Source organism: Pseudomonas bharatica CSV86 (assembly GCF_000319305.2).
Taxonomy (GTDB): Bacteria; Pseudomonadota; Gammaproteobacteria; order Pseudomonadales; family Pseudomonadaceae; genus Aquipseudomonas; species Aquipseudomonas bharatica.
This window is the reverse complement of record NZ_AMWJ02000002.1, coordinates 1416021-1429566: the sequence shown is the minus strand read 5'-3', so window position 1 is coordinate 1429566 and position 13546 is coordinate 1416021. Positions and strand designations below refer to the sequence as shown.

The following is a 13546-nucleotide window of genomic DNA, read 5'->3' as shown; positions in this document are numbered from 1 at the left end:
TCGCGCATTATGCCTTGATACACATGCCTTGATACACAAAAGCCCCGCTCATCGAAATGAACGGGGCAAGGGCCAAACCTGCGAAAACCTTAGAAGTGAACGCTGGTGGTCAGCAGCGCGGTACGCCCCGCCGCCTGGTTGGCGAAGTGGGTGGAGAACGCCTTGTCGTAGTAGACCTCGTTGGTCAGGTTCTGCACGTTCAGTTGCAGGTCGACGTTCTTGGTCAGCTTGTAGGCGGCCATGGCGTCGTAGCGCACGTAGCTGTCGACCTTGGTGGTGTTGGCCACGTTGCCGAACACCTCATCGGTGTAGAAGGCGCCGCCACCGACGGTGAACTTCGGCGTGATCTGGTAGGTGGTCCACAGGCTCGCGGAGTTGTTCGGCAGGTTAGGCAGTTGATTGCCGTCGTTGGCCTTACCCAGCGGGCCGCCGTCGATCTGCCGGCCTTCCATGTAGGCGTAGCCGGCGAAGACCTGCCATTTCTCGGTGAGCTTGCCGCTGGCCGACAGCTCGATACCGTCTACGCGGGTGGTGCCGACGTTTTCATAGGTGTTGGTGTTGACCTGGACGCGGGCGTTGTCCTTCTCGGTGCGGAAGATCGCACCGGTCAAGGACAGGCGGTTGTCCAGCAGCTCCCACTTGGTACCGATTTCGTAGTTGGTGGTTTCTTCCGGCTCCATGTCGCTGCCCAGCAGGACGCCGTTGCGATCGGTGCTGTTAGGCAGGAGGTTGCCTTCCGTGCCTTCACCCAGCATTGCACCTGGCGGGGTAGCAGCGGTGGCGTAGGAGACATAAACGCTGCCGTTGTCGGCCGGTTTCCAGACCAGGCCCAACTGGCCGGTAACGAATTCGCTGGTGTCCTTGCCCTCGGCGCGCACGCCGGTCTTGCTAACGGTGGTGGCACCGTTGGCGCCGTAGGTGCGGTACTCGGTGTCGAAGTGGTCGTAGCGCAGGCCCATGTTGACCAGCCACTGGGGGGTCAGCTCAAGGGTGTCGAACACATAGAGGGCGCGGGTCTTGCCCTTGGTGGTGGTGCCGCCGTAGTTGCGCGCGATCGAACCGTTCCACGGATCGTCCGGGTTCGGGTTGCTCAGCGAGGTGCAGTTGTAGCCGCTGGATACGATCATCGCCGGGGTGCAATTGGTGCTGGATGGCACGGTCGGTGTGATCGGGGTCGCTGGCGTGGTGTCGGTATTGACGTCATAGGTCGAACGCTCGCTTTCTTCACGGCTCAGCTCGATACCGGTGGAGAAGCTGTTCTTGAAGCCGGCGATATAGATGTCGCCAAACAGGTCGGTCTGGTTGGTGGTGGTGGAGGTGTTGCCCACCCGGGTGTTGGCCCGGCGCCAGACGCTGCCGTTGTTGACGTTACCCTTGGAGTCGTCGGGCTGGGTCAGGATGTAGTCCTGCATCGAATTGCCGTGGCGCAGGGTGTTCTTGATGGTCAGTGCGTCGGTCAGGTCGTGCTCGATGGCGATGGTGGCGATATCGGTGCGCGCCTTGCGGAAGTCGCGGTCGGTCAGGCCGTAGAAGTTGCTGTGGTCGCCACCGGAATAAGGCTTGTCCGGGTTGGCCGAGGTGCGATTGCTGCCGGAGTAGGTGTAGGGCACGCCGGAGTCCGGCAGGTCGTCGCTCTCGACGTGGTACCAGTCGAGGTTGAGCCGGGTATCGGTGCCCAGGCCGAAGGCCAGGGACGGGGCGATGCCCCAGCGGTCGTAGTTGACTTTGTCGCGGCCGGCGACGTTGCTTTCGTGGCTCATCAGGTTCAGGCGGCCGGCAACGGTGTCGCTGAATTGATAGTTGCCGTCGAGGGTGTAGCGCTGGGTCTGGTCGGAGCCCCAGGTGAAGCCGCCGTCGAACGAGTTGCCCAGGTGGGCTTTCTTGCTCACCAGGTTGATGCTGCCGCCGGCCGCGCCACGGCCGCCGACCGCCGAATTCGGGCCCTTGCTGACTTCGATGGATTCCACGGCGAAGATTTCGCGGGTTTGCGCGCCGGTATCGCGCACGCCATCGATGTAGGTGTCGTTCTGCGCGTCGAAACCGCGGATGAATGGCCGGTCGCCCTGCGGGTTGCCGCCTTCGCCTGCGCCGAAGGTAATGCCGGGTACGGTGCGCAGGGCATCCTGCAGGGTCAGGGCATTGGTGTCCTTGAGCACCTGTTGCGGAACCACGGTGACCGAGCGCGGCGTATCGACCAGCGGGGCGGTGTATTTCTGCGAGGAGGCGCGCTCGACCTTATAGTCGGTGCTGGCCTGCTCGGCCTGGGCATTGATGCTGGTGGCATCGAGGGTCAACGGACCAGCCGGCTTGGCAGGTGCTGGCTCGTCGGCATAGGCCAGGTGCGCAGCGGACGTGGCGGTGATGGCGACACCGATGGCGGATGCGAGCAAGCGCGGCGAACTGACAGTGGCTGGAACGAATTGACGCGACATCAGGTGGACCCCCTCCCAAGGTTTCGAGGGGGGCGAATATAAGAGCAAGTGATTGGCAGTCACAATTGAGAAAGTGTTGCATTTACATTCTTTACATCTTTTTCACGAAATTTTGCCAAGGATCAACGGCCGTCCCTCGGCTGGGGCTTGTGATGGCTGGATAAGAATCAATACCATTGGCATCTTTTCCGCCCAGGTGCCAGATCGCCATGCTTTTACACATTCCCGGCCTGTTCAATCGCGAGGAAGTGCTGCGCATCCGCGAGGCACTGGAGCAGACCGACTGGGCCGACGGCAGGATCACTGCGGGTTACCAGTCGGCCAAGGCCAAGCACAATCTGCAACTGCCCGAGGGCCACCCGCTGGCCAAGGAAATCGGGGCGGCAATGATCGAGCGGTTATGGAGCAACCCGCGTTTCATGTCGGCGGCGCTGCCGCACAAGGTGTTTCCGCCATTGATCAACTGCTACCGCGAAGGCGGCAACTTCGGTTTCCACATCGACAATGCCGTGCGCCAGCCCAAGGGCAGTGTGGAGCGGGTGCGTACCGACCTGTCCTCGACCCTGTTCTTCAGCGACCCGGAGGACTACGACGGCGGCGAGCTGGAGATCCAGGACACCTACGGTCTGCAGCGGGTCAAGCTGGCGGCGGGGGATATGGTGCTGTATCCGGGCACCAGCCTGCATCGGGTCAATCCGGTGACCCGTGGCGCACGGTACGCAGCGTTCTTCTGGACCCAGAGCCTGGTGCGCGAGGACAGCCAGCGCGCCTTGCTGTTCGAAATGGACAGCGCGATCCAGCAGCTCACGGCCGATGTGCCGGACCATCCCTCGCTGCTGCAACTGACCGGCACCTATCACAACCTGCTGCGGCGCTGGGTCGAGGTCTGACACATGGCATTGCAGTTACGGCGTGAGGAAGTGGTTGGCCCCGATGAGCTGGCGCAGATGCTCGAACACAGCCCGGCGAAGGCGGCCCAGGCCCTGTTGATGGCGGCGGGCGAGGGCGTGGTCGAGGCCCAGGCGTTGCTTGGGCAGGTGCTGCTGGACGGGCGCGGGATCCAGAAGGATCCGGCGTTGGCGCGGACCTGGTTCGGTATTGCGGCGCAGCAGGGCAGCGCAATGGCCCACAACATGCTCGGGCGCTGCCTGGAGCATGGCTGGGGTGGCGAGGTGGATTTGCCCAAGGCCGCGCGGCATTACCGGCATGCCGCCAATGGCGGGCTGGACTGGGGGATCTACAACCTGGGCAACCTGCTGGCTACCGGACGCGGTGTGGACCTTGACCACGGGCTGGCGCTGGCCTGCTACCGGCGCGCGGCGCAGATGGGACATGCCAAATCGATGAACCTGCTGGGGCGCTATCTGGAGGAAGGGCTGCATTGCCAGGCGAACCTGCCGGCGGCACGGGAGTGGTATCGACGTTCGGCAGAGGCCGGGGATTTTCGTGGGCAGTTCAGCCATGCGGGGGTGCTGGCGGCGCAGGGTGAACTGGAAGAGGCGCTGAAGTGGTTGCAGGTGGCGCTCGAAGGCGGCAATGCCAATTTCCTCCGGGTGGCCGGGCCGGCGCTGGAGCAGGCGGCGCAGCCGCAGATCCGGGCGATGGCGGGGGCCTATAAGGAGCGCCTGGCTGAGTTGGTGTAGTGGCCTTCCGGGCCCTATCGCTGGCAAGCCAGCTCCCACAGGCTGTGGGAGCTGGCTTGCCAGCGATAGGGCCCGGAAGGGCGATACAGATTTACAGGTAGTAGGCCTTCAGCGGCGGGAAGCCGTTGAATTCCACAGCGCTGTAGCTGGTGGTGTAGGCCCCGGTCGACAGCCAGTACAGGCGGTCACCGATCGCCAGGTTCAGCGGCAGGCCGTACTTGTAGTGCTCGTACATGATGTCGGCGCTGTCGCAGGTAGGGCCGGCGATGACCACTTCTTCGCTCTCGCCTTTCTTCTCGGTCCAGATCGGGAACTTGATGGACTCGTCCATGGTTTCGATCAGGCCGGAGAATTTGCCCACGTCGGTGTAGATCCAGCGCTCGACCGCAGTGCGGGACTTGCGCGCCACCAGCACCACTTCGCTGACCAGGATGCCGGCGTTGGCGATCAGCGAACGGCCAGGCTCGAGGATGATTTCCGGCAGGTCGTCGCCGAAGTCTTCCTTGAGGAAGCGGATGATTTCTTCAGCGTAGGTTTCCAGGCTGTTGGTACGGGTGATGTAGTTGGCCGGGAAGCCGCCACCCATGTTGATCAGCTTGAGCTCGATGCCGTCTTCTTCCTTCAGGCGCTCGAAGATCACCTTGACCTTGGCGATCGCGGCATCCCATACCGAGATGTCGCGTTGCTGCGAGCCGACGTGGAAGGAGATGCCGTAAGGCACCAGGCCCAGGTCGCGGGCGAGGATCAGCAGGTCCATGGCCATGTCGGTCTGGCAGCCGAACTTGCGCGACAGCGGCCAGTCGGCGGTGGTGGAGCCTTCGGTGAGGATGCGCACGTAGACTTTCGAACCCGGGGCGGCCTTGGCGATGTTGCGCAGGTCGGCTTCGGAGTCGGTCGCGTACAGGCGCACGCCCTTCTCGTAGAAGTAGCGGATGTCCTTGGATTTCTTGATGGTGTTGCCGTAGCTGATGCGGTCGGCGGTGACACCGCGGCCCAGCACCTTGTCCAGCTCGTAGATCGAAGCGATGTCGAAGCTCGAGCCTTTGTCTTTCAGCAGGTCGATGATCTCGACCGCCGGGTTGGCCTTGACCGCGTAGTAGACCTTGGCGAATTCGAAGCCGGCGCGCAGGTCGTCGTAGGCCTGGCTGATCATCTGGGTGTCGATGAGTACGAACGGGGTTTCTTGCTTGTCGGCAAAGGCCTTCATCTTCTGGAAGGTTTCGCGCGCAAAGTAGTCTTCGACCTGGATCGACATACCTGGGAACTCCATGGGCAAACTGAATGAATAAGTGGCTGCAACTGAACGCCCTCCGTATCCCCACTTTGGTTCGCCTACTTCCCAAGGCATGTCGCCGAAAGCAAAAAGGTCAACCGCGCGCGATACATTGCTGCTGCGGGTGACCTTGCTGTCTCGTCGTCAGTACTTGAGCCGGATGGATCGTTTCCAGCATGGACGTTCGGCGCGAACTTTAGGACCTGAGGGGTTCAAGATCAACTAAAAATGTCGCCTTTTCGCACTCCTCGGCGACCTGTTGTCGGCGTGTTCCTTTCATAACCGACCCAGGTGACAGCCATATGTTCCGCTAGATCGCCGATGCGTAAAGAATTGTGGAATAGCTGGCGAAATGCTCACTTTTCCCGAACTTCGACACTCAGCCTTTCAATTGGCGCGTTTCCCTTCAAGTTACTGTTCACTTATTAAATATGACCGTTTGTCGAGTGTGTTCGAGCGGGTGTTTGAATGCCCTGGGTGTTCATATTTATGGCCACCTGAAGCGTGCGTAGTTGCAGCGAAAAAATTTTGCCCGGTGCACCTCCGATCGGCCGGACGAAGGTCGGATTTGCCGGCGTTAACGAGAAACATTACTATTCGCACACTTTTCCACTGCCTGACGACGACCTTCCCACCGTGTCTCGACCCAAAGGCTTCCTCGACCACTATCACGAGCTGATCGGCACCTGGACGCGCAAGCTGCGCAGTCGCCAGCAGGCCGAGGACCTCGCTCACGATGCCTTTGTCCGCGTCTTGGAAAGCAAGCCCGGCGCGGTGCAGCAACCACGCGCCTACCTGCACCAGACTGCGCGCAATATCGCCGTGGACGGTTATCGTCGCGAAGACCGTCGCCAGTCCCTCGAACAGCAGGCCCTGGACCTTACCCCGCAGGTGGACGACGATCCGGAGGCCTACATGAATGCCCTGCAATTGGCCGACAGCGTCGAGCGGGCGCTGGCCGAGTTGCCGCTGAACTGCCGCAAGGTGTTCGTCTGGCAGAAGCTCGAAGGCCTGACTCAGGCGGAGATCGCCGAGCGCATGGGCCTGAGCAGGAACATGGTGGAAAAGTATATGATCCGCACGCTTCGCCATCTGCGCGAGCACCTGGATGTGGCGAACAGATGAGTCAGGCGAAGGTATTCATGAATCAGGACGCTAGTTCCGGCCCCCAGGAGGCCGCGCGCGCGCAGGCGGCCGAATGGTTCGCCCGGGTTCAGGACGGGCCGTTGTCGCCTGAGCGGCAGGCGGTGTTCGAGGCCTGGCTGGCGCAGGATCCGCTGCATCGTGACGAATACCGGATGCTGGCCGAGCTGTGGCGGGCCAGCGACCTGCTGCCCCGTGCGCGCCTCGAGGCCTTGTGCGTCGAGGATCCGGTCGCCGTCCTGCCGCGTCGGCGCTTCATCCGCCAGGCACTGGCCGCCGGCGTCATGGCTGCTGCGGTCGGCCTCGGCTGGTTCACCTGGCAGGACGGCAAGCTCGACCATTACCAGCAACTGCAGACCGGCCTCGGCGAACGCCGCCAGGTCGTGTTGCCGGACGGCTCGCGTCTGGAGATCAATGGCCGCACCCGCCTGGAGGTGCGCTTCAGTGCCGGACAGCGGGATATCCGCCTTGCCCAGGGCGAGGTGATGTTCAGCGTCGCTCATGACAGCGGGCGGCCGTTCGTGGTGGACGCGGGCAACGGCACGGTTACCGTGACCGGCACCCGCTTCGATGTGCGCCGCGATCCCGGGCAGACCCGGGTGGTGGTGGAACAGGGCTCGGTCAGGGTCCAGGGCCATGGTGAATCCCGGGCGCTGCTCAGCGCCGGTCTCGGTTCCCATATAGATGAAGACGGCAACGTTGCCGCCGCCTACAAGGTGGACCCCGCCACGCTGACCGCCTGGCGCTCGGGCAAGCTGGTGTTCAACGACGCTTCCCTGGCCCAGGTGGCCGAAGAGGTCTCTCGCTATCGCCAGCAGCCGCTGAAAGTGGCGCCGAAGGTGGCGAAGCTGCGGCTCAGCAGCACCTTCCGTGTCGACGACACGGACGCTCTGCTGCGGGCCTTGCCGAGCATCCTGCCGGTGTCCGTGGTGGCCCATGCCGACGGCTCCCAGGAAATAATTGCAAAATAGATTCAGGTATTTTTTCAGTTGTTCGTCTTCCTGCCTGACTTGTAATTGCCAAGCATTTTCATTCTCAGGAAGTCCCGAAGACGTGAACAACAACAAGCATGCCCCGCGTTCCGCCGGCCGCTCGCGCTGGCTGCCCCTGGCGCTGGCCCTGGCGGTCAGTGCCGGTATCGGCAACAGCTACGCCGACTCGACGCCGACCCCCATCCAGATCCAGGCCCAGTCGTTGGCCAGCGCGCTTAACCAGCTTGGCCAGCAGACCTCGCTGCAACTGTTCTTCACCCCCGAGCTGGTGGCCGGCAAGCAGGCTCCGGCGGTGTCCGGCAACCTGACGCCGGAGCAGGCGCTGCAAGCCTTGCTGCAGGGCAGCGGGCTGACCTACGAGATGTCCCAGGGCACCGTGGTCCTACGTTCGGCGCAGGCTTCCGGCGAGGTCGTGGAGCTGGCGGCGACCGATATCAGCATGGTCGGAGACTGGCTCGGCGATGCCCAGGAGGCGGTGGTGCAGAACCATCCCGGCGCGCGCACCGTGGTGCGCCGCGAGGCGATGATCGAGCAGGGTGCGATGAACGTGCGCGACGTGCTCAAGGGCATTCCCGGGGTTCAGGTGCAGGACTCCAACGGTACCGGTGGCAGCGACCTGTCGCTCAATGTCGGGGTCCGCGGCCTGACCTCGCGCCTGTCGCCGCGCTCCACAGTGCTGATCGACGGCATCCCGGCGGCCTTTGCACCCTACGGTCAGCCACAGTTGTCGATGGCGCCGATTTCCTCCGGCAACCTCGACAGCATCGACGTGGTGCGCGGTGCCGGCTCCGTTCGCTACGGGCCGCAGAACGTCGGCGGGGTCATCAACTTGGTCACCCGGGCGATCCCGGAAAAGGCCACCGGCGAAATCGGCACCACCCTGGAGACGTCCCGCTACGGCGGCTGGAAGCATATCGATACGGCCTTCCTCGGCGGCACCGCCGACAACGGCATCGGCGCGGCGCTGCTGTATTCCGGGGTCAATGGCAACGGCTACCGCCGCAGCAATAACGGCAACGATATCGACGACGTGCTGTTCAAGACCCACTGGGCGCCGACCGACCAGGATGAACTGTGGCTGCACTTCCACTACTACGACGGCAAGGCCGACATGCCCGGTGGCCTGACCCAGGCCCAGTATGATGCCGACCCGTACCAGTCCGATCGTGACCACGACAACTTCAGCGGCCGGCGCAAGGACGTGTCGCTCAAGTACCTGCGGCAGATCGACGACGTCACCCAGTTCGAGGTGCAGACCTACTACACCGACAGCTTCCGCGGCAGCACCATCGCCGCCCGCGACCAGAAGACCCTGTCGTCCTTCCCGCGCAGCTATCACACCTTCGCCATCGAGCCACGGTTGTCGCGGCTGTTCTTCACCGGCGAGGCGACCCAGGAAGTCAGCGTCGGCTACCGCTACCTCAAGGAAGCCATGCACGAGCAGGCCAGCCGCCTGGCGCTGATCGACAACGTGCCGACCGTCACTCCGACCTCCGACGGCCATGTCTACCAGGACCGTACCGGTGGAACCGAAGCCAGCGCGTACTACATCGATGACAAGATCGACATCGGCAACTGGACCATCACGCCAGGCCTGCGCTTCGAGCACATCAACACCGACTGGCACGAACGCGCGGTGCTGGGCACCAATGGGGTGCGGGTCCAGGCCAAGAGCCGCAGCATCAGCAGCGACGAGCCGCTGCCGGCGTTGAGCGTGATGTACCACCTTTCCGATGCCTGGAAGCTGTTCGCCAACTACGAAACCTCCTTCGGCAGCCTGCAGTACTTCCAGCTGGGGCAGGGCGGCGTCGGCAACTCGACCGCCAACGGCCTGGAACCGGAAAAGGCCAAGACCTACGAGATCGGCACGCGCTACAACGATGAACATTGGGGCGGTGAGCTGACCGCGTTCTACATCGACTTCGACGACGAACTGCAGTACATCAGCAACGACGTGGGCTGGACCAACCTCGGTGCGACCAAGCACCAGGGTATCGAGGCTTCGCTGCGCTATGACCTGTCCGGGCTGGATGCACGGCTGGAAGGCTTGAGTGCGAATGCCGGGTTCACCTACACCCGTGCGACCTATGAAGGCGAGATCCCGGGCTTCAAGGGCCGTGACCTGCCGTTCTATTCGCGCCAGGTGGTCAATGCCGGGCTGCGTTACGAGGTGAACCGCTGGACCTGGAACCTGGACGCCTTCGCCCAATCGAAACAGCGCGCGCCGGGAACCGGCATGAATGCCAACGGCAGCTTCAACGGTAACTACATCACCGAGCCGAGTGCCGACGGGCAATACGGGGACATCCCGGGGTACGTGACCTGGGCGGCCCGTGGTGGCTACGACTTCGGCCAGCAGCTGTCGAACCTGAAGCTGGCGGCGGGGGTGAAGAACCTCTTCGACAAGCAGTACTACACCCGCTCCAGCGACAACAACTCGGGAATCTACGTGGGCGAGCCGCGGACCTTCTATGTGCAGGCCAGTGTAGGGTTCTGATTTCTCGGGTGTTCTTGAGGGCCTCATCGCTGGCAAGCCAGCTCCCACAGGGTCAGTACAGACTTCAAGACCTGTGCAGTACCTGTGGGAGCTGGCTTGCCAGCGATGAGGCCCTCAGCTTTTACACAGCAGTTTCAGCCGGGGAAACGATGCTGGTTTTGCCCCCACGTGAACGTCCCGAACTCAGGTAGGCCGCAATGGACTCCTGGGTCACCTCGCCCAGGAATACCTGCTCGGCATCCAGCACCGGCAGCCACGCCCGGTTGAATTCGTACATGCGCGACAACAGGATGCGCAGGTGCTCGTCGTGCGCTGCGGTGGCGTTGAACTGGCGCAGGAAGTCGGCGCATACACCCTGCTGGCGGTGCAGGTCCCGACGCCGCACATAGCCCAGCGCACGATTCTCGCCATCGGTCACCACCACATACTTGCGGTCATGCTCGTCCATCAGCTCCAGCGCATCCGCCACCGGCATGTCCGGGCTGGCCGACGGCGCGTTGTCCGCCGCATCCTCGGCCCGTACCAGCAGCAGGCGCTTGAGGGTGCTGTCCTGGCCGACGAAGTTGCTGACGAACTCGTCCGCCGGATGCGCCAGCAAGGTGTCCGGATGGTCGATCTGGACCAGTTTGCCGGCGCGGAAGATGGCGATCTTGTCACCCAGTTTGATGGCCTCGTCGATGTCGTGGCTGACCATGATCACGGTCTTGTTCAGCGCCCGCTGCATCTCGAAGAATTCGTTCTGGATCATCTCGCGGTTGATCGGGTCGACCGCGCCGAACGGCTCGTCCATCAGCAGCAGCGGCGCTTCGGCGGCCAGCGCGCGGATCACCCCGATGCGCTGCTGCTGGCCGCCGGACAGTTCCCGTGGGTAACGCTGCAGGTACTGCTTGGGCTCCAGGCGGATCATGCTCATCAGCTCGCGGGCGCGCTCGTGGCATTTCTGCTTGTCCCAGCCGAGCAGGCGCGGGACCACGGTGATGTTTTCCTCGATGGTCATGTTGGGGAACAGGCCGATCTGCTGGATCACATAGCCGATGCGCCGGCGCAGGGTCACTTCGTCGAGGCCGGTGGTGTCCTCGCCATTGATCAGGACCTTGCCCGAGGTGGGCTCGATCAGGCGGTTGATCATCTTCAGCGTGGTGCTCTTGCCGCAACCGGACGGGCCGAGGAAGACGCAGATCTCGCCTTCGTTGACGGTCAGGCTGACCGAGTCGACCGCCTTGACCTCCTTGCCGTTGCTTTGGAAGGTTTTCGAGAGGTTCTGGAGTTCGATCATTTGAGCAGTCCTTCTGGAGTCAGCTTGCGTTGCAGGGCTTGCAGGAGCAGGTCGGCGGCGATGGCCAGGAGGCTCACCAGCACGGCGCCGACCAGCAGCATCGACATGTCGCTGCGGCTGATGGAGGTCAGGATAAGTACGCCAAGGCCACCGGCGCCGATGGTGGCGGCGATGGTCATGACGCCGATGTTCATCACCACGGCGGTGCGCACCCCGGCGAGGATCACCGGTACGGCGATCGGCAGTTCGACCATGCGCAGGCGCTGGCCGAAGGTCATGCCGATGCCGCGGGCGGCTTCGCGGATGCCCGGCTCGACGTTGGTCAGGGCCAGGTAGGTGTTGCGCATGATCGGCAACAGCGAGTAGAGGAACACTGCGGTGATCGCCGGCAGCGGGCCCAGACCCTGGCCGAACTTCGAGTAGAACGGCAGCAGCAGGCCGAACAGGGCGATCGACGGCACCGTCAGCAGCACCGTGGCGCTGGCCTGGAGCGGGCCGGCGAGGGCGGGGAAGCGGGTCATCAGGATGCCCAGCGGCACGCCGACGAGGATCGCCAGGGTTACGGCGATGCCGACCAGGGTGATGTGCTGGCCGGTCAGTTGCAGCACTTGCCCCCAGTCGAGATGGGCGAAGGTATCCAGCAGGCTCATTGCGCATCTCCTTGCAGTGGGTGGGCGCGCAGGAAGTCGTCGGCCACCTTGCCGGGGCTTTCATGCTCGACGTCTACCCTGGCGTTGAGCTGGCGCATGGTCTCGTCGTCCAGGCGCTCGGCCAGTGGCTTGAGCAAGGTCGCCAGTTGCGGGTTGGCGTCGAGTACCGCTTTGCGCACGACCGGCGCGGCCGTGTAGTCCGGGAAGTAGTGACGGTCGTCTTCCAGCAGCTTCAGGTCGAAGGCGCTGAGCCGGCCATCGGTGGTGTACACCAGGCCGGTGAACACCTGGCCATTGCGCAATGCGGTGTAGACCAGCCCGGCGTCCATCTGGCGGATGTCCTTGCGGGTGAACTGCAGGTCGTAGGTTTCGGTCAGGCGGCGAGGCCGTCCGGGCGATTGGCGAACTCGGTGTCGAGGGCGAGGATGTGGGTCTTGCCGGCTTCGTCGCGCAGCACCTGGTTTAGCTGGCTGATGGTCTGCACCTGCGGGTACTCCTCGGCCACCTCACGGGGCAGCGCCAGCGCGTAGGTATTGCTGAAGCGCGACGGCGCCAGCCAGACCAGGCCTTTCTTCGCATCCAGTTCCTTTACCCGGGCGTAGGTGGCGGCGGCGTCCGGCAGGCGTTCGTCGACATGGTTGTAGGACACCAGCGAGACCCCGGTGTATTCCCAGACCATATCCAGCTGCCCGCTTTCCTGGGCGCTGCGCGCCAAGGTGCTGCCCAGGCCGCCGGTGATGCGCACGTCGAAGCCGTGCTGGCGCAGGTAGCGGGCGGTGATTTCGGCGAGCACGGTCTGCTCGGTGAAGACCCGCGCGCCGATGCGGATCAGGGGTTTTTCGGCAGCCTGGGCAAATCCTGCGAACAGCAGGGCCGCGCCCAGGAGCAAGGCGATTCGTTTCATGATGATCCCTCGGTCAGTGAGTCAGGCCGCGTTCCAGCCAGCGGCGGCTGCCCTGGGCGACCAGCGCATCCAGTAGCAAGGCCAGCAGGGCGGTACAGGCCGCGCCCAGCAGCAGTTGCGGCTGGTTGTTCAGGGCGATGCCGGGGAAGATCAGGCTGCCCAGGCTGTTGGCGCCGATCAGGAACGACAGCGGCGCAGTGCCGACGTTGATCGCCAGGGCAACGCGCACCCCGCCGACGATGATCGGCACGGCGTTCGGCAGCTCGACCTTGAACAGCGACTGGCGCGGCGTCATGCCGATGCCGGTGGCGGCTTCCTTGAGCGAGGCGGGGACGTTTTTCAGGCCTTCGTAGGTGTTGCGCACGATAGGCAGCAACGAGGCGAGGAACAGCGCGAGGATCGCGGGGCCGGCGCCGATGCCGAGGATGCTCAGGGCGATGGCGAGTACGGCGAGAGGAGGAACGGTGTTGCCAATATTGAAAACCTGCATGAAGCGTTCGGCGCGGTCGACCCGGTGCGGTCGACTCAGGGCAATGCCGGCGGGGATGCCCACGACCAGCGCCGCCCCATCGACAGCAGCACCAGCATCAGGTGCGCCTGCAGGTAGAACCATAGATCGGCGCGGTAATGCGCGATCGTATCGATGCCGATCCAGTGGATCAGCAGGGCCAGGATGACGAGCGCGGCGGCACATCCCATCAGCCCCTTGCCATAGCGTGCAGCCATAGGCGGACTC

General features: G+C 63.6%; 9 protein-coding genes and 2 pseudogenes. 5 read left to right on the top strand and 6 right to left on the bottom strand.

Features of this window, described 5'->3' with window-relative positions; all coding sequences use genetic code 11:
- Positions 1-89: 89 nt before the first annotated feature.
- A complete protein-coding gene (locus CSV86_RS20400; protein ID WP_009398536.1) occupies positions 90-2432 on the bottom strand; it encodes a TonB-dependent receptor in 2343 nt (780 codons plus the stop codon).
- 209 nt (positions 2433-2641) lie between these two features.
- Between CSV86_RS20400 and CSV86_RS20395 the strand changes: the two genes are divergently transcribed.
- Together CSV86_RS20395 and CSV86_RS20390 are read left to right on the top strand one after the other, a co-directional pair.
- Entirely contained in the window at positions 2642-3322 is a 681-nt protein-coding gene (locus CSV86_RS20395) for a Fe2+-dependent dioxygenase (protein WP_009398538.1), read from the top strand.
- Between the two features lie 3 nt (positions 3323-3325).
- Positions 3326-4075, top strand: a complete 750-nt coding sequence (locus CSV86_RS20390) for a tetratricopeptide repeat protein (RefSeq protein WP_170394981.1) — start codon at positions 3326-3328, stop codon at positions 4073-4075.
- A gap of 91 nt (positions 4076-4166) precedes the next feature.
- Here the strand turns inward: CSV86_RS20390 and CSV86_RS20385 are convergent, their stop codons facing one another.
- Positions 4167-5330 (bottom strand): type III PLP-dependent enzyme, encoded by a 1164-nt coding sequence (locus CSV86_RS20385; protein ID WP_009398126.1) that lies wholly within the window; start codon positions 5328-5330, stop codon positions 4167-4169.
- Positions 5331-5984: 654 nt separating this feature from the next.
- Here CSV86_RS20385 and CSV86_RS20380 point away from each other — a divergent pair.
- The 3 genes from CSV86_RS20380 to CSV86_RS20370 all read left to right on the top strand — a co-directional run bounded on the left by CSV86_RS20380 (position 5985) and on the right by CSV86_RS20370 (position 9980).
- Positions 5985-6473 carry a sigma-70 family RNA polymerase sigma factor gene (locus CSV86_RS20380; RefSeq protein WP_009398127.1) on the top strand — a complete coding sequence of 163 codons (489 nt, stop codon included), beginning with the start codon at positions 5985-5987 and terminating at the stop codon, positions 6471-6473.
- Between the two features lie 17 nt (positions 6474-6490).
- Entirely contained in the window at positions 6491-7462 is a 972-nt protein-coding gene (locus CSV86_RS20375; RefSeq protein ID WP_037059939.1) for a FecR family protein, read from the top strand.
- Between the two features lie 82 nt (positions 7463-7544).
- Positions 7545-9980 carry a TonB-dependent siderophore receptor gene (locus tag CSV86_RS20370; RefSeq protein ID WP_009398131.1) on the top strand — a complete coding sequence of 812 codons (2436 nt, stop codon included), beginning with the start codon at positions 7545-7547 and terminating at the stop codon, positions 9978-9980.
- Between the two features lie 121 nt (positions 9981-10101).
- On the opposite strand, the gene CSV86_RS20365 is transcribed toward CSV86_RS20370, so the two are convergent.
- The 4 genes and pseudogenes from CSV86_RS20365 to CSV86_RS20350 form a co-directional block, all read right to left on the bottom strand.
- Positions 10102-11256 (bottom strand): osmoprotectant ABC transporter ATP-binding protein OsmV, encoded by a 1155-nt coding sequence (locus tag CSV86_RS20365; RefSeq protein WP_009398132.1) that lies wholly within the window; start codon positions 11254-11256, stop codon positions 10102-10104.
- Complete coding sequence (locus tag CSV86_RS20360; protein WP_009398134.1) at positions 11253-11906, bottom strand: ABC transporter permease; 654 nt, start codon at positions 11904-11906, stop codon at positions 11253-11255. The genes CSV86_RS20365 and CSV86_RS20360 overlap by 4 nt, the downstream gene beginning before the upstream one ends.
- Positions 11903-12810, bottom strand: a pseudogene (locus CSV86_RS20355) (glycine betaine ABC transporter substrate-binding protein). The gene CSV86_RS20360 and the pseudogene CSV86_RS20355 overlap by 4 nt, the downstream one beginning before the upstream one ends.
- A 13-nt stretch (positions 12811-12823) precedes the next feature.
- Positions 12824-13536: pseudogene (locus CSV86_RS20350) on the bottom strand (ABC transporter permease).
- Positions 13537-13546 lie beyond the last annotated feature (10 nt).